This window comes from Kosakonia sp. LAM2021 (genome assembly GCF_016620385.1).
Classification (GTDB): Bacteria; Pseudomonadota; Gammaproteobacteria; order Enterobacterales; family Enterobacteriaceae; genus Kosakonia; species Kosakonia sacchari.
Map to the genome: position 1 here is coordinate 164,774 of NZ_JAENHT010000010.1, position 19,478 is coordinate 184,251.

20 protein-coding genes are annotated in these 19,478 nt (G+C 55.4%); 6 read left to right on the top strand and 14 right to left on the bottom strand.

Annotation, left to right across the window (positions count from 1 at the left end):
- Window positions 1–60: 60 nt before the first annotated feature.
- Window positions 61–1,263, top strand: a complete 1,203-nt coding sequence (gene sbcD / locus JKP81_RS19485) for an exonuclease subunit SbcD (protein WP_200553011.1) — start codon at window positions 61–63, stop codon at window positions 1,261–1,263.
- Window positions 1,260–4,400 (top strand): exonuclease subunit SbcC, encoded by a 3,141-nt coding sequence (gene sbcC, locus JKP81_RS19490; protein ID WP_200553012.1) that lies wholly within the window; start codon window positions 1,260–1,262, stop codon window positions 4,398–4,400. The genes sbcD and sbcC overlap by 4 nt, the downstream gene beginning before the upstream one ends.
- Before the next feature lie 33 nt (window positions 4,401–4,433).
- Here the strand turns inward: sbcC and mak are convergent, their stop codons facing one another.
- Window positions 4,434–5,342, bottom strand: a complete 909-nt coding sequence (mak, locus tag JKP81_RS19495; protein WP_200553013.1) for a fructokinase — start codon at window positions 5,340–5,342, stop codon at window positions 4,434–4,436.
- A gap of 99 nt (window positions 5,343–5,441) precedes the next feature.
- Between mak and rdgC the strand changes: the two genes are divergently transcribed.
- Window positions 5,442–6,353: a recombination-associated protein RdgC gene (gene rdgC, locus JKP81_RS19500; protein ID WP_200553014.1), complete on the top strand. Its 912-nt coding sequence runs from the start codon at window positions 5,442–5,444 to the stop codon at window positions 6,351–6,353.
- A gap of 45 nt (window positions 6,354–6,398) precedes the next feature.
- On the opposite strand, the gene ppnP is transcribed toward rdgC, so the two are convergent.
- From ppnP to JKP81_RS19525, 5 genes are all read right to left on the bottom strand, one after another.
- Window positions 6,399–6,683: a pyrimidine/purine nucleoside phosphorylase gene (gene ppnP, locus JKP81_RS19505; protein ID WP_017458829.1), complete on the bottom strand. Its 285-nt coding sequence runs from the start codon at window positions 6,681–6,683 to the stop codon at window positions 6,399–6,401.
- Between the two features lie 88 nt (window positions 6,684–6,771).
- Window positions 6,772–7,449 carry an AroM family protein gene (locus tag JKP81_RS19510; RefSeq protein ID WP_200553015.1) on the bottom strand — a complete coding sequence of 226 codons (678 nt, stop codon included), beginning with the start codon at window positions 7,447–7,449 and terminating at the stop codon, window positions 6,772–6,774.
- A 217-nt stretch (window positions 7,450–7,666) separates the two neighbouring features.
- Complete coding sequence (locus tag JKP81_RS19515) at window positions 7,667–7,858, bottom strand: YaiA family protein (RefSeq protein WP_200553016.1); 192 nt, start codon at window positions 7,856–7,858, stop codon at window positions 7,667–7,669.
- A 50-nt stretch (window positions 7,859–7,908) separates the two neighbouring features.
- Window positions 7,909–8,433: a shikimate kinase AroL gene (aroL, locus tag JKP81_RS19520; protein WP_200553017.1), complete on the bottom strand. Its 525-nt coding sequence runs from the start codon at window positions 8,431–8,433 to the stop codon at window positions 7,909–7,911.
- A 271-nt stretch (window positions 8,434–8,704) separates the two neighbouring features.
- Entirely contained in the window at window positions 8,705–9,166 is a 462-nt protein-coding gene (locus tag JKP81_RS19525) for a YaiI/YqxD family protein (RefSeq protein ID WP_020456723.1), read from the bottom strand.
- A gap of 133 nt (window positions 9,167–9,299) precedes the next feature.
- Between JKP81_RS19525 and proC the strand changes: the two genes are divergently transcribed.
- Window positions 9,300–10,106: a pyrroline-5-carboxylate reductase gene (gene proC / locus JKP81_RS19530; protein WP_200553058.1), complete on the top strand. Its 807-nt coding sequence runs from the start codon at window positions 9,300–9,302 to the stop codon at window positions 10,104–10,106.
- Window positions 10,107–10,142: 36 nt separating this feature from the next.
- Here proC and JKP81_RS19535 read toward each other — a convergent pair whose 3' ends face one another.
- The 6 genes from JKP81_RS19535 to JKP81_RS19560 all read right to left on the bottom strand — a co-directional run bounded on the left by JKP81_RS19535 (window position 10,143) and on the right by JKP81_RS19560 (window position 16,342).
- A complete protein-coding gene (locus JKP81_RS19535; RefSeq protein WP_200553018.1) occupies window positions 10,143–11,666 on the bottom strand; it encodes an FAD-dependent oxidoreductase in 1,524 nt (507 codons plus the stop codon).
- A gap of 180 nt (window positions 11,667–11,846) precedes the next feature.
- Window positions 11,847–12,167 carry a phosphate starvation-inducible protein PsiF gene (gene psiF / locus JKP81_RS19540; RefSeq protein WP_020456720.1) on the bottom strand — a complete coding sequence of 107 codons (321 nt, stop codon included), beginning with the start codon at window positions 12,165–12,167 and terminating at the stop codon, window positions 11,847–11,849.
- Window positions 12,168–12,257: 90 nt separating this feature from the next.
- Entirely contained in the window at window positions 12,258–13,688 is a 1,431-nt protein-coding gene (gene phoA, locus JKP81_RS19545) for an alkaline phosphatase (RefSeq protein ID WP_200553019.1), read from the bottom strand.
- Window positions 13,689–13,775: 87 nt separating this feature from the next.
- On the bottom strand, window positions 13,776–14,036 hold the full coding sequence (gene iraP / locus JKP81_RS19550) for an anti-adapter protein IraP (protein ID WP_017458820.1): 261 nt from the start codon (window positions 14,034–14,036) through the stop codon (window positions 13,776–13,778).
- 262 nt (window positions 14,037–14,298) lie between these two features.
- Window positions 14,299–15,489, bottom strand: a complete 1,191-nt coding sequence (locus JKP81_RS19555; protein ID WP_200553020.1) for a multidrug efflux MFS transporter — start codon at window positions 15,487–15,489, stop codon at window positions 14,299–14,301.
- Between the two features lie 169 nt (window positions 15,490–15,658).
- Window positions 15,659–16,342, bottom strand: coding sequence for an extensin family protein (locus JKP81_RS19560; RefSeq protein ID WP_200553021.1), 684 nt, complete (start codon window positions 16,340–16,342; stop codon window positions 15,659–15,661).
- Window positions 16,343–16,450: 108 nt separating this feature from the next.
- Between JKP81_RS19560 and ddlA the strand changes: the two genes are divergently transcribed.
- Window positions 16,451–17,551, top strand: coding sequence for a D-alanine--D-alanine ligase (gene ddlA / locus JKP81_RS19565; protein WP_200553022.1), 1,101 nt, complete (start codon window positions 16,451–16,453; stop codon window positions 17,549–17,551).
- On the opposite strand, the gene JKP81_RS19570 is transcribed toward ddlA, so the two are convergent.
- Entirely contained in the window at window positions 17,552–17,773 is a 222-nt protein-coding gene (locus JKP81_RS19570) for a DUF2754 domain-containing protein (protein ID WP_017458816.1), read from the bottom strand. It lies immediately after the preceding gene.
- Between the two features lie 265 nt (window positions 17,774–18,038).
- Here JKP81_RS19570 and JKP81_RS19575 point away from each other — a divergent pair, with 265 nt between their 5' ends.
- On the top strand, window positions 18,039–18,347 hold the full coding sequence (locus JKP81_RS19575; RefSeq protein ID WP_200553023.1) for a DUF2755 family protein: 309 nt from the start codon (window positions 18,039–18,041) through the stop codon (window positions 18,345–18,347).
- On the opposite strand, the gene JKP81_RS19580 is transcribed toward JKP81_RS19575, so the two are convergent.
- Window positions 18,344–19,471, bottom strand: a complete 1,128-nt coding sequence (locus tag JKP81_RS19580; RefSeq protein WP_200553024.1) for a DUF1615 domain-containing protein — start codon at window positions 19,469–19,471, stop codon at window positions 18,344–18,346. The two genes, JKP81_RS19575 and JKP81_RS19580, sit on opposite strands and share 4 nt — an antisense overlap.
- Window positions 19,472–19,478 lie beyond the last annotated feature (7 nt).

Sequence of the window (19,478 nt, forward strand, 5' to 3'; positions counted from 1 at the left end):
ATGTCCCTCATCTGCTTAATGTTTATAATCTGCTTTACGCTTTTTCGCCATGGAACCGCTATGCGCATCATTCACACTTCAGACTGGCATCTGGGTCAAAACTTCTACAGCAAAAACCGCGCCGCCGAACATGACGCTTTTCTCGACTGGCTGCTCGCCGCCGCCGAAATGCATCAGGTGGATGCCATTATTGTCGCAGGCGATATTTTTGATACCGGTTCCCCGCCAAGCTACGCCCGCGAGCTTTACAACCGCTTTGTGGTCAAACTCCAGCAAACGGGCTGCCAGCTTATCGTGCTGGCGGGAAACCACGATTCCGTGGCCACGCTGAACGAATCAAAAGAGATCCTCGCCTACCTGAAAACCACCGTGGTGGCCAGTGCAGGTGCCAGTCCGTTCCTGCTAAAGCGCCGCGATGGCGAACCCGGTGCGGTATTTTGCCCGGTGCCATTTCTACGCCCGCGCGACATTACCGTTAGCCAGGCGGGGCTTTCCGGACAACAAAAACAGCAGCATTTACTCGCAGCAATCACCGATTACTATCAACAACAATTTACTAAAGCCTGTGAACTGCGCGGTGACAAACCACTGCCGATTATCGCCAGCGGCCATTTAACCACGGTGGGTGCCAGTAAAAGTGACGCGGTGCGTGATATTTATATCGGCACGTTAGACGCCTTCCCTGCACAAAATTTTCCCCCTGTGGATTACCTCGCGCTCGGCCACATTCATCGCGCGCAGAAGATTGGCGGCCAGGAGCATATCCGCTACTGCGGCTCGCCCATTGCGTTGAGTTTTGATGAAACCGGGAAAAGCAAAAGCGTCAATCTGGTGACATTCGCCGAAGGTAAACTCGCCAATGTCACGGCGCTGGAGGTGCCGGCAACCCAACCGTTAGCGGTGATCAAAGGTGATTTTGCTGAAATCTGCCGCCAGTTAGAACAGTGGCGCAATGCGCCCGCAGAACCACCCGTATGGCTGGATATCGAAATCGAAAGTCATGAATATCTGGCGGATATGCAGCGCAAAATCCAGCTGGTAACCGAAGATTTGCCGGTAGAAGTGCTGCTGGTGCGCCGCAGCCGCGAGCAGCGCGAACGAATTCTTTCCGGCGAGTTACGCGAAACCTTAAACGAATTAAAAGTGGAAGAGGTGTTCGCTCGTCGCCTTGCGCTGGCAGAACTCGACGACACACAAAATGCGCGGTTACACACGCTGTTTAGCGAAGCGCGCCAGGCGCTGGATGAGGAGAATGAGGCATGAAAATCCTGAGCCTGCGGCTAAAAAACCTGAATTCGCTTAAAGGCGAATGGAAAATAGACTTCACCGAAGAGCCGTTCGCCAGTAACGGTTTATTCGCCATTACCGGCGCGACCGGCGCGGGGAAAACCACCCTGCTCGACGCCATCTGCCTGGCGCTGTACCACGAAACACCGCGCCTGAGCACCCTTTCGCAATCGCAAAACGATTTAATGACCCGCGATACGGCCGACTGTCTTGCCGAAGTGGAGTTTGAAGTGAAAGGCGTCGCCTACCGCGCGTTCTGGAGCCAGAGCCGCGCCCGCGGGCTGCCAGATGGCAACCTACAAGCCCCGCGCGTTGAGCTTGCGCTCTGCGCCGATGGCAAAATCCTTGCCGATAAAGTGAAAGACAAGCTTGAGCTTACCGCCTCACTGACCGGGCTGGATTATGGCCGCTTTACCCGTTCTATGCTGCTGTCGCAGGGGCAGTTTGCCGCGTTCCTCAATGCGAAACCGCGTGAACGCGCCGAGCTGCTCGAAGAGCTGACCGGCACCGAGATTTACGGCCAGATTTCCGCCATGGTGTTTGAAAAACATAAAGCGGCGAAAACCCGGCTGGAGCAGTTGCAGGCGCAGGCAAAAGGCGTGGAACTGCTTAGCGATGAGCAGCGCCAGCAGCTTACACAAAGTTTGCAGGCGCTTACTGACGAAGAGCAACGTTTGCTGGCAGAGCAGCGCGACATACAGGCGCAGGCCAACTGGCTGAACCGCGACGCTGAGTTACGCGCAGCGCGCGGACGCGCCCAGGCCGCACTGGTACAGGCGCAGCAGGCGCTGGCCGGTGCCCAGCCGCAGTTAGCGGCGCTGGAACGTGCGCAACCGGCGCTACAATTGCGCCCGCTGTGGGACCGCCTTGAAGAGCAGCGTAAAGCGCTGGTTCGCACCCGCGCGCAGAGCGAAGAAGTAAATACTCGCTTACATGCCAGCCTGTTACAGCGCGCACGTATTCGCTTTAGCGCCCAGCAGCAGCATGCAACCTTGCGGGAAACGCAGAAAACACTGGAAAGCTGGCTTGTTGAGAACGCGCGATTTGAGCGCTGGCAGAACGAATTAACCGGCTGGCGTGTGTTGTTCAACCAGTTGGAAGAAGAGAAAAAACAGTGGCTCGGCCTGCAACAACGTGTGCAGACCCACGAGGCGAAACTGCGCACCTTGCCTGAGTCGACACTTGCAATGAGCGTGGAAGAGACGGCTGCGGCAATGGCGTTGTGCGCGCAAAACCGCCCGCTGCGCCAGCAACTTACCGCTCTGCATGCCCGTTTCGCTCCGCTGCGCAAACAACTGGCGCTGCGCCAGCAGAGCTTGCTTGATTTACGCGCCGAGCAGGAAAAGATCAGCGCTGAACTGGCGCGCAAACGCGAGCTATACAAAGAGAAAAACCAGCTACTGACGGAAGTCACGACCATTTGCGAGCTGGAAAACCGCATCAAAGATCTGGAAAGCGAACGCGCACGCCTGCAACCGGGTCACCCTTGCCCGCTGTGTGGCGCAACCGAACATCCGGCGGTTGCGCATTATCAAACTCTTGAGCCAGGCGTCAATCAGGCGCGACGCAGCGCGCTGGATCTCGAAGTGCGTCAGGTCAAAGAGGATGGCGTCGCGCTTGGCGAGCGGCTGAAAGGGCTGGCTGAACGCTACGAAAAAGATGAGCGCGAAGTGAAAAACCTGCAACAGGAGGAGCAAAACTGGTTGCAGGAGTGGGCGAAAGCCTGCGCCGCGCTCAGCGTCACGCTGGAGCCGCATCGCGAACTCACCAGTTGGCAAAGCGCGCAGGATGCTTATGAACATCAGCTTTATTTGCTGAACCAGCGCCAGACATTGCAGTTGCAAATCCGCGAACTTCATCAACAAGGCGAGCAGTATCAACAAGTTGTGATTGCCCGCCGTGAAAAACTGGCGACCACTCTACAACAGCTGGATCTGGCCCTGCCGCCGGAAGGCGAAGAGGAGCCGTGGCTGGCGGCGCGCACGCAGGAAGCCGAACAATGGCAACACCAGCAGCAACAGCTCAGTGCGCTGCACGAAAAGATGGCGCAACTCACGCCGATCCTCGACACACTACCGGAAAGCGACAGCGCCAACGACGGGCAGACAGCAGCGCTGGAAGGCTGGCGAAAGGTACACGATGCCTGTCTTGCACTGCAAAGCCAGTGGCAAACCCTGCATCAGCAACTGGCGCAAGAGGAGCAAACCGCAGGCGCGCTGGAGCAACAATTTACCGATGCGCTGGGAAAAAGCGTTTTCACCGATCATCAGGCCTTTCTCGACGCCCTGCTCACCGAACCTGAACGCCAGCGCCTTGAGCAGTTACGCCAGAAGCTCGACAGCGAATGTCAGCAGAAACAGGCATTAGCGAACAGCGCTGAACGGGCATTGAGCGCACACCAGGCACAGCCGCCTGCAGCACTCGCCCCGGATGCCACGGTTGAAAGCATTGGCCTGGCGCTGGACGCGATGTCGCGCCAGCTTCGGGAAAATACCACCCGCCAGGGTGAATTCCGTCAACAGCTGAAGCAGGATGAAGATAACCGCAAACGCCAGCAAAATGTCATGCAGGAGATGGCGCGTGCCAGCGTGCTGTATGACGACTGGGGCCATCTGAATGCGCTTATCGGCTCCAGAGAGGGAGATAAATTCCGCAAATTCGCCCAGGGTTTAACGCTGGATAACCTCGTCTGGCTGGCGAACAACCAGCTTAATCGCCTGCACGGACGTTATCTGCTGAAACGCAAGGAGAGCGATGCCCTGGAACTGGAGGTCGTCGACACCTGGCAGGCGGATGCGGTTCGTGATACGCGCACCCTTTCTGGCGGCGAGAGTTTCCTGGTCAGCCTGGCGCTGGCGCTGGCGCTCTCCGATCTGGTGAGTCATAAAACCCGCATCGACTCGCTGTTCCTCGATGAAGGCTTCGGCACGCTGGACAGCGAAACGCTGGATACGGCGCTGGATGCCCTTGACGCGCTGAACGCCAGCGGCAAAACCATCGGCGTGATTAGCCATGTCGAAGCGATGAAAGAGCGCATTCCTGTGCAGATCAAAGTGAAGAAAATTAATGGGCTGGGCTACAGCAAGCTCGACGGGAAATTCGCGGTGAGTTAAAAATAAGGGCGCGTTCAACCGCGCCCTCGTTGTTTATTCGCCCTGCGGCCACAGCCACGCCGCGCCGCGTACGCCGCTGGAATCGCCGTGCAGCGCTTTGCGGATCGGCGTTTCGCACTCACCGCCAAACACCCAGTTGCGCAGCAGAACCGGTACGGTCTGGTAAAGCCGCTCGACGTTACTCATGCCGCCGCCCAGCACAATCACATCCGGGTCAAGAATGTTCACCACATGCGCCAGCGATTTCGCCAGCCGCAGCTCGTACCGGCTAATCGCCAGTTCCGCCACCGCATCCTGTTCATCGACCAGACGCATGATCTCATTGCCCTTGAGCGCCTTGCCGCTAAGCCGCTGATAATCCGTGGCAAAGCCGGTGCCGGAAATAAAGGTTTCGATACAGCCCTGCTTGCCGCAATAACAGGGGACTTCGTTGCGATAGCGCAGCTCGTCCTCATCCATCCACGGCAGCGGATTGTGTCCCCACTCGCCTGCGGTGCCGTTACCGCCGATGTGCGCATGCCCGTTAAGCGCGACGCCGGAACCGCAGCCGGTGCCGATAATCACCGCGAACACCGTTTGCGCACCGGCTGCCGCGCCGTCCACCGCCTCGGAAACCGCCAGGCAGTTGGCGTCGTTTGCCAGCCGCACTTCGCGATTTAACCGCTGGCTTAAATCCTTATCGAACGGTTTACCGTTCAACCAGGTTGAATTGGCATTTTTCACCACACCGGTGTAGGGCGAAATTGAACCGGGAATGCCCATGCCCACCGTGCCGCGCTGCCCGGTCTCTTTTTCCGTGAGATCCACCAACGAGGCGATTAGCTCAATGGTCTGCCAATAGTCACGCGGCGTGGCCTGGCGATGGCGAAACAACTCTTCGCCCTGTTCGCCCAGCGCAATGATTTCTGTTTTTGTACCACCTAAGTCGATACCGATACGCACATCAAACTCCTCATTGTGGACCACGCATTAGCAATGCAACGGCGGCGACAATTCGCTATCATGCCCGCTGCATTTAACGACAAGGCCGTGGAAAAAATCATGCTGTGGTTCAAAAATTTAATGGTATACCGTCTCAGCCGCGATGTTGCGCTGCGTGCGGAAGAGATGGAAAAACAGCTTGCCCCACTATCGTTTACTCCATGCGGTAGTCAGGATATGGCGAAAACCGGATGGGTTCCACCGATGGGTTCACACAGCGACGCGCTGACCCATAGTAACAACGGCCAGATTATTATCTGCGCGCGTAAAGAAGAAAAAATTCTGCCGACGCCGGTAGTCAAACAAGCGCTGGAAGCAAAAATTTCTCGTCTTGAAGCCGAGCAGGGTCGCAAGCTGAAAAAAACCGAAAAAGATTCGCTGAAAGACGAAGTGCTGCACTCCTTACTGCCGCGTGCGTTCAGCCGCTTCAGCCAGACCATGATGTGGATCGACACCGTGAATGGCCTGATTATGGTCGACTGCGCCAGCGCCAAAAAAGCGGAAGACACGCTGGCGCTGCTGCGAAAAAGCCTCGGCTCGCTGCCGGTGGTACCGCTGGCGATGGAAAATCCTATCGAACTGACGCTGACCGAATGGGTGCGTTCCGGTACGGTGGCGCAGGGTTTCCAGTTGCTGGACGAAGCAGAACTGAAAGCGATGCTGGAAGATGGCGGCGTGATCCGTGCGAAAAAACAGGATCTGGTGAGCGATGAAATTGCCGTACACATTGAGGCAGGCAAAGTGGTCACTAAGCTGGCGCTCGACTGGCAGCAGCGTATCCAGTTCCTGATGTGCGATGACGGTTCCGTAAAACGCCTGAAATTCTGCGATGAGCTGCGCGATCAGAACGAAGATATCGATCGCGAAGATTTTACCCAGCGCTTCGATGCCGATTTTATTCTGATGACCGGCGAACTGGCGGCGTTGATTCAAAACCTGGTGGAAGGCTTAGGCGGCGAAGCACAGCGCTAACCTTTTATCCACAGACAAACGCCCGGATTTTCCGGGCGTTTTGCATTACAGGTAACGGCAGAGGTAAGAACTCGGTTCCGCCACCTGCAAATGAAATTCGCTATGACCAGGTACGTTGAACACTTCGCCTGCGGCGTAAGCTTTCCATTCGGTTTCGCCCGGCAGCAGCACATTCAGCGCGCCGCTTACCACCGTCATCTCTTCCGGCTGCGCGGTGCTGAAAGTGTATTCCCCTTCCGCCATGACCCCAACGCTGGCACGGCCAGTGCTGCTGCTGGTAAAACCAATGGATTTCACTTTACCGGAAAAGTATTCGTTACTTTGAAGCATGAACTGGCCCTTATAAAGAAAATGTATGGAAAAACACTATAGAGGCCGGGCTTTGCTTCTGTCACGAGAAATTCACACGATTGCAGGCCTAAACCAGCAGTTCAGATGCCAGCCGCGCGGCCAGCACATTCGACAGTAAAACGGGCACATCCAGCGCTTTTTGCAGCAAATCGCGGTGATACTGGTGGAAACCAAGGCAATCCAGCATCAGCACATCCGCACCGCGCTCAATAAGTCCTTTACCCGCTTCAATTAATTCATGTTCTGTCGCCAGGTAAGGATGAGCCAGCGCGTAATAAGGTTCATTTTCCAGCACTTGCCATTTTTTCTTTTGCTGCGCCATGAGTTCGGGAATGGGCACAATCACGCCTACCTGATGTCCGTCGACAATGGAAGCGACCAGCGGCGGAATAATGCGCTGCGGCTCAACCAAAATGGCATTACGTGCAACGAAACCACGAATATCAGCGGTGCTCATCAACAAAATGACATCGTAGCCCTGGTTATCCAGCACTTCTATAACGCCCTGGAGATCGCGCTCCACTTTCTCGCGGGAAACCATCCCGAGGCTGTCATCGCTTAATCGAGTGGGAATGGCGTGCTCCCCGGCGTCTACGGCGTATTCACGTCGCACCTCATCCGGATCCATTTTTCCCAGCAAGCTGAGATGGGTGATCTGCTCTTCTGAAACGTGCTCCGCGAGGAGCGGGAAAATCTCTTTTACCGGAACCACACCAATGGTGAGGATCGCCAGGGACGCACTCATTTTTTACTTTCCGCCTTTCATCACTGCTTGTTCTTATTCGCTCTCGATCACGCCGTTTTGACGGCTGTTGTGTAAAGAGAACATGCCACTCCCGTGTTCATGTAAATTCCAGTAACCATAAAAGAGTAACCGCTGGCTACTATTCAGCCAGTTTAAAAACGTGACGTAGATCCATTTTTGTAATGTTCAGGAAATCATCCAGCCTGCCAGATCCGGCTTAACTTTTGTCCGGATCTTCATAACGCCGTTTGGCGTCCAGAGCTTCCTGCTCGGTGGGGTGTTCGCTAATTAAGGTATCCGGTTTCGGATGGTCGGCGCGCAGTTCATACCAGGTCACCGTCGGACAGTTCGCACCTTTTTCAACGGCGACTACACGGGCTTCACGCGGATATGGCGGTTTGGTCGGCATAGCTCTTCCTCATTTTGCGGGTCGAGCAATAAGTATAGACAAACGTTTCGCTAACTGGCGCGCGCCAGTTGTAATGCCGCCTCAATATCAGACACCACCTTATCCGGCGACTGCGCCGCATCCACCACATAATGCGCAGCTTCACGGTATAACGCATCGCGCTGCGCCAGCACCTCGCTAACTTCTTCGCTGATGGGCTTACCGGTTAACGTCGGGCGTTGCCCCTCTTGGGGAAAGGCCTCCAGCCGGTCCGCCAGCACATTGACCGGCGCGCAAAGATAAATCACCACGCCGTGTTCGCGCATGAAGCGGCGGTTGTATTCGCGAAGGATAATTCCGCCGCCGGTCGCCACCACGCGTGATGGCGCGCTAACCGCTTCCAGCGCGGCGGTTTCCCGCGCGCGAAAACCGTCCCACCCTTCTTGTTCAACAATCTCAGCGATGGTCTGTTGGGCGTTTTCCTGCAACCAGTAATCGGTATCGATAAACTGGCATCCCTGCGCCAGCGCCAGCGTCCGACCTACCGTTGTTTTACCGCAACCACGTGCGCCGATAAGAAAAATGGGGAGCGTCATGAGCAGGTGTTCCCTCCGGGTCCTGCACAGTGCAGGACGGAAAATAAGACAGCGATGATATCACCAAACTAGTACGGAATTCATCGTAAAATTAACGTTACACTTTTATGTCTTCGCCGATAAAAACCTCAAGCGAAACCAGAGTTAATCTGGGTTTCATCTGTAAAGATTCTATGGCAGTACGTGTCGCGGCAACCTTACTGAATGTAACACAGGCTGGCAAGCCCGCAAGGCGGCAAACAGTAACACATCATGCGGGGACGCGCAGAATTTACTCGCTCTGGCGGCGCTTGTCGGCCAGCAGCCACTTATCCAGCTCGGCAGCGAATTGCTGGCGATCCCGTTGTGACAGGCTGTCCGGACCACCAGTTTGAATACCGCTGCTGCGCAGGGTATCCATAAAATCGCGCATCGTCAGTTTTTCGCGGATGGTGGCCTCGCTATAGCGTTCACCGCGCGGGTTCAGCGCCGCCGCGCCTTTTGCCAGCACTTCCGCCGCCAGCGGAATGTCGGCCGTGATCACCAAATCACCGGCTTCGCATAGCCGGACAATTTCATTGTCGGCAACGTCAAAACCCGCAGGCACTCTGATGGAACGGATCACCCGCGACGGCGGCACGCGCAGGTTTTGGTTCGCCACCAGCGTTAACGGCGTCTGTGTGCGCTCGGCGGCGCGGAATAAAATCTCTTTGATTACGTTCGGACAGGCGTCCGCATCAACCCAAATCGCCATCGTTACTCCTTTCTGTTTGCGGCGCATTGTCGCTTTAATTTCCTGTCGGGGAAAGGAGAGATCCTTTCGCCCTCGCCGCCAATCCACGTTAAGCTATATCGCACAAACATTTACAAGCAGAGAGACGGATGTGATGGAGAAGAAAATCGGTTTTATCGGCTGCGGTAACATGGGAAAAGCGATTGTTGGCGGCTTGATTGCCAGCGGCCAGGTGCTGCCGGGGCAAATCTGGGTGTATACCCCGTCGCCGGATAAAGTGGCTGCCCTGCATGACCAGTTTGGCGTGAACGCCGCGCAAAGCGCGCAGGAAGTGGCGCAGATTGCCGATATCGTCTTTGGCGCAGTCAAACCGAACATTATGGTGAAAGTGCTTAACGATATCGCCTCCAGCCTGAACAAAGAGACGCTGGTGGTCTCCATCGCCGCAGGCGTTACGCTTGATCAGTTAGCTCGCGCTCTCGGCCACGACCGCAAAATCGTCCGCGCTATGCCCAACACCCCATCGCTGGTGAACGCGGGTATGACCTCTGTGACGCCTAACGCGCTGGTCACCCCGGAAGATACCGCCGATGTGCTGAATATCTTCCGCTGCTTTGGTGAAGCGGAAGTGATTGCCGAACCGATGATCCACCCGGTGGTTGGCGTCAGCGGCTCTGCACCGGCGTATGTATTTATGTTTATCGAAGCGATGGCCGATGCTGCCGTACTGGGCGGGATGCCGCGCGCGCAGGCCTATAAATTTGCCGCTCAGGCGGTAATGGGCTCCGCGAAAATGGTACTGGAAACCGGCAAGCATCCAGGCGAGCTTAAAGATATGGTCTGCTCGCCTGGCGGCACCACCATTGAAGCGGTAAAAGTGCTGGAGGAGAAAGGTTTCCGCTCGGCGGTTATCGAAGCCATTGCCGCGTGTATGGCGAAGTCCGACAAACTCAGCAGCTAAAGCAATGCGCCACGCTCAACCGCGTGGCGCGATTTCTCAGGCCAGCATTTCGCTGGCGGCATGCAGGCTAATTGGTTGCTGCATCTTCAGCAGTAAACCCGCCGTTTCACTGTACTCACCGCAGCTCAGCACCGCTTTCAGTATGCCTTCTTCGCCGTAGAGCACGGCAAAACGTTTATTATCAAACGATCCCAACATTTTCATGCAGTCCCACTCGCGGGTATAACCGAGGTATTCAAAACGGTTACCGAAGTGAGTCGTCCAGAAAAAGGGCACCCGATCAAAAGTGTGCTGTTCGCCCAGCATATTCAGCGCTGCGAGCCGCCCCTGCTGCTGCGCTACGCGCCAGTGTTCAATACGCCGACGCCCTTCCGGGGCCGGGTAGCTGGCGATATCCCCTACCGCCCAGACATCCGGTGCCGCGCTCAACGTTTCATCCACCGTCAGGCTGCCATCTTTTTCATGAGGCAGATCGTGTGCCATATCAGTCACTGGCTTGACACCCGTGGCGAATACCACCACATGAGCTGGCATTGAACGACCATCTTTTAACGTGACGCTCTGCACATGGCCGTTCCCCTCCAGCGCCGCCGGTTCGCCGGTAACAAACTTCACGCCATTCTGTTTATGCAGATTCATAAAATACCGACCTACCTCTTCACCAAACTGCGGTACAAACGGCAGCGCATGGCGCGACAGCACTGTCACATCGATATCCTGATTACGCAGCGCCGCCGCGAGTTCCATGGCGATAAAACTATTACCGATCACTACCAGTTGCTGCTCCTGTTCGACTTCATTAAGCAAACGCTCAGCCTGGTGAATGCCACGCAGCACATGCACACCCGCCAGGTGGTTGCCGGGAATATCCGGCCACACTGGCTGCCCGCCGGTGGCCAGCAGTAGTTTGTCGAAGGTGATCTCTCGGCCACCGGCAAGCGTAAGCTGGTGAGACTGGCAATCAATATTCGCCACCTCTTCACGCAGGCTTTCGACGCCGGGTTGGCTGTAAAAGGCGCTGTCCAGCAAGTGGGGGACTTCACTGATTTTCATTTTCCCCGCCGGAACGAATTTGCTCAGCGCGGTGCGATCGTAGGGCGCATCATCTTCTTTATCGATCAATACCAGGTGACCGTTAAATCCGGCATCACGCAGTGTTATCGATGCCGCGCTGCCTGCCGCACCGGTCCCGAGGATCACGGCGGTTTGCGGGTGCTCGCCACGGATAAGCGAGTGGCTGGCAGGAGAAAGTGGGCGCGGGTTCACCAGCACACGGTTTTGCTCAAGCATCACCGGATACTGCTTGAGGTTTTGCAGAGCCAGCGGTTCGCGCCATTCGCCATTGGTGATATCAAACGCGGCTTTATGCCACGGGCAGACCAATTTGCCATCGCACACGGCGCCCTTCTCCAGCGGCCCGCCTGCGTGCGGGCATTTACTCTGAAAGGCGCGAACTTTCGCCCCGGTGCGGATAAGGATCACTGAGGTGCCCGCGACATCCACTTTGACCGGTTGGCTTTCCGGCAAGGCATTCAGTTCAGTAACATATTGATAGTTCATCACTTTGCTCCCGTGTCAGTGTTGCGAAAACGGGCGTAACGCCAGACAGCGCACAACCACGAGGAAAAGGGAAAATAAAACGAAGCTCACAAAGTAAGCCTGACAGAGATTAGCGGGCGGGCAAAAAGACGGGGCAAATTCCGAAAAGAGGGTGAGCAAACGCAATGCTCACCCGCTGCGTTATTGCGGTTTTTTCAGGCAACCGCTCATAAATTTGCTGCGATCTTCGCCTTTCAGGGATTGTTGCGTCGCCTGGGCGTTACATTCACGCATCCGCTGCTGCTGCGGCGTCAGGCTTTTTTGTCCGGGCTCAGTTTTGGTGTTTTTCAGGCAGTCACTCATATATTTCTTACGGGCGTCTCCCGCCAGGGTTTGCGCCGTCGCCTGTTGATTGCAGAGGGTCATACGTTGTTGTTGCGGGGTCAGCGTTTTTTCGGCGGCGCTCAGCGCCGTGACAAACAGCAGACCAAAAACGAGGGTAACCAGTAATGTTATTTTCATAGCACCATCCTTCTCTTAATGTGCCTTTTAAGAATGGTACTAATTGGTGAAAAAACCACCCGGCAGCAAAGATTTACCGCCGGGAGGCTGTTACTTCAGATTCAACGCTGCTTTCATGGTGTAGAACAGATCGGTCTGATCCGTCAGCCCCACCACGTTGCCCGCATGCGGGCCGTAAGCTGCGATGCGAACCTGCGTTCCGGTATGTTCCATCGACTCCTCTTCCGAGTTGCCGTAAGTGATAGCCATTACCGCACCGTCTTTGGTGTTCAGTGCCTGGCTTAAGCCTGGCGCTTTGGTATCTGCCGGAATGATCTGGCTGGCATGGGCGTGATCCGCCGTCACGATCACCAGCGTATTGCCATCTTTTTTGGCAAATTCCAGGGCTTTCTGCACAGCTTCGTCGAGATCAACCGTTTCGCCGATCTGACCGCACGGATTCGCCGCGTGATCCTGTTTATCGATAGACGCGCCTTCTACTTGCAGGAAGAAGCCCTTTTCGTTTTTGCTGAGCAAATCAATGGCCTTTTCCGTCATTGCTGCCAGTGTTGGAACGCTGTCGGTGCGTTTCGCGTTCGGCGTACAAGTCACGGCAGGTTTATCAAGGTTGCCGTGCAGCGAAGCTTTTGGCCCTTCCCAGCGCACCGGCATGTTGCCGTCGGAGAACAGCCCCAGCAGCGGTTTATCCTGGTTCGCTTCGGTGATCGCCGCGAGCGTAGAGGCATCGCCGACCAGTTGGTAACCGCGCGCCTGCGCTTGTTCGCGCAGCGTTTTCCCTTTCCACTCACCAGCGGTAGCGGTTTCGCTAAAGGTTTTCGCGCCGCCGCCCAACGTAACATCCGCGCGGGCGTTCAGCAGTTGTTCGGTAATCGAGCCTTTACCGCCTTTTTCCAGCGCGTTGAGCGCACATTTCTCACTGGTCACCGTCGGACCGTAGCAGCGGCGTGAGATAACGTGAGAAACCAGCGCGGCTGGCGTAGCATCTTGCAGTTCCGCAGTCGAAACGTTGCCCGTCGCGAGACCGGCGGCTTTGGCCATCTCCAGAATGGTGGTGTGATCTTTATCGTGAATGTCGACGCCGAGCGCGCCGTTGTAAGTTTTCACGCCAGTGCTCCAGGCCGTGGCCGATGCGGCGGAGTCGGTGACGTAATCCGGTTTGCCGGTTTTTTTGTCCAGCGAATAGTGCGTGTACTGGCCGGTCAGCGGCAATGCATCAATACCTTTAAAGAATCCGCCTGCCCCTTCGGCATAATTTCGCGCAGCGGTAATTTCGGAATCCCCCATACCATCGCCAATCAGCAAAATAATATTTTTGGCGGGCTTATCAATAAGGGAATCACGCAACGCAACGGTTTGGTCGCCAGTTAAACGGCGGGCTCCGCCAGGCGTGGAAATATCACCCTGAGCGGCACGATTATCAAGAACCGGTGCCGACGTCGTTTCGGCATGAATAGTAGGGGTAAACATCAGAGGTAATAATGCAAGAAATAATGCGCTCTGTTTCACTTTAATATTCTCCATGTACAAATACTTAAAGAAAATAAAACAGAGCGACTATAGGTAGCGCAGATGACAGTGATATGACAGTGCAGGCAGCGCGTCAGAGGTTTAGCTGCGCGGGTGCCTTAAAAGCTTTTTTACGTACTGTTGCAGCAACTCCGCGTCCTGATGGGTTACGTGAGTCCCCGGCCGGGCTTCTTCCAGCGCGCCTTCGATACTCTGAATTAACGCCTGTTGTTCCGTCGTCGCCATCTGGCGCAGCAGCGCGGTCACCACGATTTCCAGCGCTTCAACCTGAGCGACCAGTTCTTTCGACTCTTCTTCTTTTTCTGCCAGCTTGACCAATAACTCTGCAATGAGATTTTTCATAGCGCTATTTCCTTACGAGATTTCGAAGACGTTAGCATTGAGTTTTGATGTTGCAAAGTAGATACATGTATTATTTTTGCGGATTTTCTCACAACACTTAATAGCCATTAAAAAAAAAAGGGTTAACGAAACGTTTCTCCCGCTTCGATGGCAAATCTTTTGAGTGGTTTAGCGATAAATAAAAAGAAGCGCCTGGCTTATTTGCATAAGAAAAAACAATAGCAAGGCCGAAGCAGACTTATATTATTCCGGCCCTGTTGCGTTAGCGTTTTACCCGGCGAAACGCCAGCAGTAATTGCCAAAGATTAATAAACACTACCACAGCCGTGGCGGCAAATACCCAACGGAAACCCGCCATCGCGGATACGGTGGCTCCCATCAGCGGCCCGGCAACATTTCCCAGATACATAAACGATTGGTTGTAACCGAAGATGCGCCCGGTGACCTGATCGCTGGAGTATTTCAGCAGCAACGTCTGCACGGCGGGCAGCATCGCGCCATCCGCGAAGCCCAACATAAAGCGCAGGATCCCAAGCTGGAGCGGCGACGTGACAAACGACATGGCGAAAAATAGCACCACGGCCACCGCCATCGTCGCCATTAAAATACGCGATGTACCAATGCGATCGCCCAGTTTGCCGAGGCGCGGCGCGGAAATCAGCGCCGAAACACCCGGCACAGCGGCGATAAGCCCGCTGAGAAAAGCAATATTCGTGGTGTGCGGCGACAAAGATTGAATAAACAGTGCCAGGATCGGGCCGATAGAGCCGTTGCACAACTGGATCACCATGGTGGTGATAAACAAGCTGATGACCAGCGTCGGGTACGGCAAGGTCGAGAACACCGCTTTGCCGCTCAGACGATCGCCCTTTTTCACCGTCGGCCTGACGCCCTCTTTAATTAAAAACAGCGTGACGAGGAAACTCACGATCAGCAATATCGCCGTGATGAGAAACACCATGCGCAGCCCCACATGGTCCGCAAGAAAACCACCCATCAGCGGCCCGCCAATTACGCCGCTTATCTGCGCCGTGGAGAGCGTACTTAGCGCCCAGCCGCTGCGCTCGCGCGGCACCTGCGAGGCCACCAGCGCCATCGCATTCGGAATATAACCAGACGTCAGCCCCATCACCCCGCGCAGAATCAACAGTTGCCACACATTGGTGGCAAACGCCTGCAACAAAATAGCAATCGCCATCCCCAGCGAGGCGCGCAACAGCATCAGTTTGCGCCCTTTCCGATCCGCCAGGCTGCCCCACATGGGCGAAACAATCGCCGACACCAGAAAGGTGATACTGAACGTTAAGCCTGACCACATCGACAGCGCTTCATGGGACGTCACGCCCAGTTGCGCAACATATAACGGCAAGAACGGCAGAATTTGGCTAATGGCCAGACCGGTGAAAAAGCAGCCGAACCAGACCGAAATGAGATTGACCTTCCAGGATTCCATAAGTAGGCGTAATTATTGAGGTTTCGACAAACAGCGCACAGGTTAACAAGAATGCGCCAGCGATGGGTCACCAGAGATGCGGTTATGACAATTTCGGTATTTTATCTGTCAGCTTGCGTTTCACGCCGCCGCCGGGAAGAAAAACCCCATTATTCACAGTGGATTATGCTTAGCGACAGAGGCCAAAGCCGCGCATGCCAAGATGAAAATGGTTGGCGTGAGCGGCGTTGTACTCCGGCCCAAGGCCGTTACCGTAATAGCCGCAACTGGCGCTTAACATTGCCCGCAGCCACGGCTGTGTTCGCGCCTGCCGCCAGCCTTTCAGCACCGTCACCGACTGACCATTCGCCAGGCGAAAACCACTGAGATCCAGCGCTTCTGCGCTGGCGTGCTCGCTACGCCTGGCATCAGCGCGGTTGTAGATATTGCGACACGCATAGCTGCCAAGATGATCGATACGCATAAGCTGACTGCCCATAAAGCGCTCAGTGAGTGGCCGCGCCTGTTGCTCAACAAACAGCGCGGAGCTGAGCGCCAGCGGGCAACTGGCGAGAAAACTGCTGCTCAGTTTAACTGCCCCAAAGTCGCGCACCCGCACGACATTGGTTAATGGGCAATCTCCGGCGCTGTTGGCAACCGCGACGGAGGAGATTAACCGCTGCTGATTCGCCTGCGACAATAATTCCGCACAGGCTTGCGGTGGCAAACGGCGCAATTTGAACTGCGTGATGCGCCCGGGCGGGTCGCTAAGCTGTAACGGCGTAAACGGATTGTAGTAAGACGGCAACGCGCGGTAGCCAACCCAAATCACCGCCAGAAGAATGCACAAAACAATCAGCCCTTTCCCGCTCACGTCGCCTCCTTCTGGTTTCCAGAAAACATTATGGCAGAAGGCCGCGAATCGTGCGTTTTGACGTGCTATGGTATGTGCTTTGTGAATTCAGTGTGAGTGAACGGAGAAATGGCAAAACTGCGGGTAGGGGTCGTCTTTGGCGGCAAATCAGCGGAACATGAAGTGTCGTTACAGTCGGCGAAAAATATCGTCGACGCCATGGATAAATCACGCTTTGACGTGGTGCTGCTGGGAATCGATAAACAGGGGCAGTGGCATGTCAGCGATGCGAATAATTACCTGCTAAACGCCAGCGATCCGGCGCGTATCGCCTTAAACCCCTCGGAAAATAGCGTGGCGCTGGTGCCGGGGATCCAACAGCAGCAACTGATCCAGGCAGAAAACAGCACACCGCTTCCGAATGTCGATGTGATCTTCCCGATTGTTCACGGCACGCTGGGCGAAGATGGTTCATTGCAGGGCATGCTGCGTCTGGCGAACTTGCCGTTTGTCGGCTCCGACGTACTCGCCTCTGCGGCCTGCATGGATAAGGATGTCACCAAGCGCCTGTTGCGCGATGCCGGGCTTTCCATCGCCCCGTTTATCACGCTCACCCGCGCCAATCGCGAGCAGATTAGCTTCAGCGATGTGCAAGCCCAACTCGGTTTGCCGCTGTTTGTGAAACCCGCCAACCAGGGTTCCTCCGTGGGCGTCAGTAAAGTGACAAATGAAACGCAGTACCACGCTGCGGTCAACCTGGCGTTTGAATTCGATAAAAAAGTGGTTGTTGAAACCGGCATCAAAGGCCGCGAGATCGAATGCGCGGTGTTGGGAAATGACGAGCCGCAAGCCAGCACATGCGGCGAAATCGTGCTTAACAGCGAGTTTTACGCCTACGACACCAAATACATTGATGAAAACGGCGCTCAGGTGGTTGTGCCCGCCGACATTGATCCGGCAATCAACGATAAAATCCGCGCCATTGCCGTGCAGGCTTATCAGACGCTGGGTTGTGAAGGCATGGCGCGCGTAGATGTGTTCCTGACGCCGGAAAACGACGTGATCATCAACGAGATCAACACGCTGCCAGGGTTTACCAATATCAGCATGTACCCGAAACTGTGGCAGGCGAGCGGCATTGGTTATAGCGAGTTAATCACGCGCCTGATTGAGCTGGCCATTGCGCGCCATCAGGCCAACAGCGCGCTGAAAATTACCGTTAACAATTAATCACTGCGGTTTATCCGCCGTCTCCTCGTCTTCCGGACGGCGGCGGATAATCAAACCAGCCAGCCAGAAACCAATCACCCAGGTCACCAGTCCCACCGCGTAGGTTTGCCAGCCTTTGGCTTCAAACCCCAGCAGCCCGACCACGCCATTCAGAATAAATATCAACCCAATCGCAAACGCGTAATAGTGCCAGTCACGGCGGATTTTTACAGGCAGCTTCATGACAACTCCGGCAGTCAAAACGGCATCATCGCACAACCGCCGCTTACCGTCTGTGGCGTATGCGGAAATTCTGAAATGTTACCAAGGTAATTAAAACGTTACAGAAATGTGAGCGCCGGCAAAAATCATCCGACTGGAATCATTCCCGGGGCGAAATTATCACCATTCTGATGTTGACAACGCGGTACAACTGCCAAAATTACCGTCAGTTGAGGCCACGCGCCAACTAAATCGAGCGTTAAAAGTAAAGAGTACCGGAGGTCTTATGGCTGACTTTACTATGTCAAAACCCTTTAAGGGCGCAAAAAAACGTGACACCTCCAGACCGGGTAATATTGCTTACGCCATATTCGTACTACTCTGCTTCTGGGCGGGTGCGCAGCTGCTGAACCTGCTGGTGCATGCACCGGGCGTGTTCGAGCATCTGATGCAAGTGCAGGACACCACCCGCCCGCACGTAGAAATGGGAATGGGCGTAGGCACGATTTTCGGTCTTGTGCCTTTCCTCGCGGGAAGCGCCCTGCTTGGTGTTATCTTCCTTATCTTACGCTGGCGACACCACCATTCGCGCTAGTTCTGCGCCATGCAGGCGGCCCGACGATCGTCTACGCGCTTCGCAAACCATGCTGTTGTCAGGTTGCGCGTGATCTTCGGGCTTTCCAGCTTGATCCCCGGCAGTACCTCTCTCGGCAATGGTTTGCCGCTTTTCTTCTCGGCCAGCCGATAAACTTCGCGATAGAGTTTGGTCTCTTCCAGCTTGTCGCTGTCTCCGCGTTCCAGCTGCCGACGGATATCACGATCGCTCATACCCAACGAAGCGCCCAGTTTGCGCGCGGCTAATTCCGTCGTACCGGCATCGCTGCTGCCGTACAAAATCAGATCGCCGTCGAGCGCCAGTTTCACGCCGGTCGCTTTGCTGATGGCATTCTGAAACGCCGCATTACGGCTGGCATACAGCCCGGCGTTAAAATCGGCGAAACGGTAAAGGGGTGCGGTGTAATTGGCCGGGTAATTGAGCAGATGGTAGGTGCCAAACCATAGTCCACCGCGGCGGCTAAAGACCTCCTGGCGCACGGTGCCTTCCATTTTCCACGGATAACCGTCCGTATGCTGCTCGGCAAAGGCGACGCTAATCTGCATCGGCCCGCCGGTGCGCACCGGGTTAAGCGAACCAAACAGTTTCTGCCCCATCGGCACCATGCCAATGAAGTCATCAAAAATAGCGCTAAGCTCTTTTTCCGTACGCACTTTGTCTAACCGTTCGCTGTAGCTTTTACCATTCGGCGACGGGATTTTCAGCGCGGTATGCACCAGCATCGTTGGGATGTGCATCCGCTCAGCGCGCTTATCGATCTCTTTCCAGGCAATTTTATTCAGCCCCGGCACCACCGGATCAGACTGGTAATTGGATTCCTGCTGCGCCACCGCCAGCACCGAGCAGATGTTCTCCAGCGTCGGCGACAGTTTCTGGCTGCTAAAGGTCGTCGCCAGATCCTGCGCCCAGCCTTCGCGATCTTTCACGCTGGCGGGGATGGTTCGCCGCACCACGCTTGCGACATCCATCGGCTTGTTCTGCTGTTGTTCCAGCGCTTTTTCTTTTTCAGCGTCGGCTTCTTTTTGCGAAAGCGTACCCTGCGTACTACATCCGGCGAGAATCAACGTCGCCAGCAACCAGCCAAAACGGGGGACGTAAACCATAACGTTC

Excerpts from the sequence above, each read along its gene's own strand:
- sbcD (WP_200553011.1), top strand. The coding sequence starts at position 61 with ATGCGCATCATTCACACTTCAGACTGGCATCTGGGTCAAAACTTCTAC.
- sbcC (WP_200553012.1), top strand. The coding sequence starts at position 1,260 with ATGAAAATCCTGAGCCTGCGGCTAAAAAACCTGAATTCGCTTAAAGGC.
- rdgC (WP_200553014.1), top strand. The coding sequence starts at position 5,442 with ATGCTGTGGTTCAAAAATTTAATGGTATACCGTCTCAGCCGCGATGTT.
- ppnP (WP_017458829.1), bottom strand. The coding sequence starts at position 6,683 with ATGCTTCAAAGTAACGAATACTTTTCCGGTAAAGTGAAATCCATTGGT.
- JKP81_RS19510 (WP_200553015.1), bottom strand. The coding sequence starts at position 7,449 with ATGAGTGCGTCCCTGGCGATCCTCACCATTGGTGTGGTTCCGGTAAAA.
- JKP81_RS19515 (WP_200553016.1), bottom strand. The coding sequence starts at position 7,858 with ATGCCGACCAAACCGCCATATCCGCGTGAAGCCCGTGTAGTCGCCGTT.
- aroL (WP_200553017.1), bottom strand. The coding sequence starts at position 8,433 with ATGACGCTCCCCATTTTTCTTATCGGCGCACGTGGTTGCGGTAAAACA.
- JKP81_RS19525 (WP_020456723.1), bottom strand. The coding sequence starts at position 9,166 with ATGGCGATTTGGGTTGATGCGGACGCCTGTCCGAACGTAATCAAAGAG.
- proC (WP_200553058.1), top strand. The coding sequence starts at position 9,300 with ATGGAGAAGAAAATCGGTTTTATCGGCTGCGGTAACATGGGAAAAGCG.
- JKP81_RS19535 (WP_200553018.1), bottom strand. The coding sequence starts at position 11,666 with ATGAACTATCAATATGTTACTGAACTGAATGCCTTGCCGGAAAGCCAA.
- psiF (WP_020456720.1), bottom strand. The coding sequence starts at position 12,167 with ATGAAAATAACATTACTGGTTACCCTCGTTTTTGGTCTGCTGTTTGTC.
- phoA (WP_200553019.1), bottom strand. The coding sequence starts at position 13,688 with ATGGAGAATATTAAAGTGAAACAGAGCGCATTATTTCTTGCATTATTA.
- iraP (WP_017458820.1), bottom strand. The coding sequence starts at position 14,036 with ATGAAAAATCTCATTGCAGAGTTATTGGTCAAGCTGGCAGAAAAAGAA.
- JKP81_RS19555 (WP_200553020.1), bottom strand. The coding sequence starts at position 15,489 with ATGGAATCCTGGAAGGTCAATCTCATTTCGGTCTGGTTCGGCTGCTTT.
- ddlA (WP_200553022.1), top strand. The coding sequence starts at position 16,451 with ATGGCAAAACTGCGGGTAGGGGTCGTCTTTGGCGGCAAATCAGCGGAA.
- JKP81_RS19570 (WP_017458816.1), bottom strand. The coding sequence starts at position 17,773 with ATGAAGCTGCCTGTAAAAATCCGCCGTGACTGGCACTATTACGCGTTT.
- JKP81_RS19575 (WP_200553023.1), top strand. The coding sequence starts at position 18,039 with ATGGCTGACTTTACTATGTCAAAACCCTTTAAGGGCGCAAAAAAACGT.
- JKP81_RS19580 (WP_200553024.1), bottom strand. The coding sequence starts at position 19,471 with ATGGTTTACGTCCCCCGTTTTGGCTGGTTGCTGGCGACGTTGATTCTC.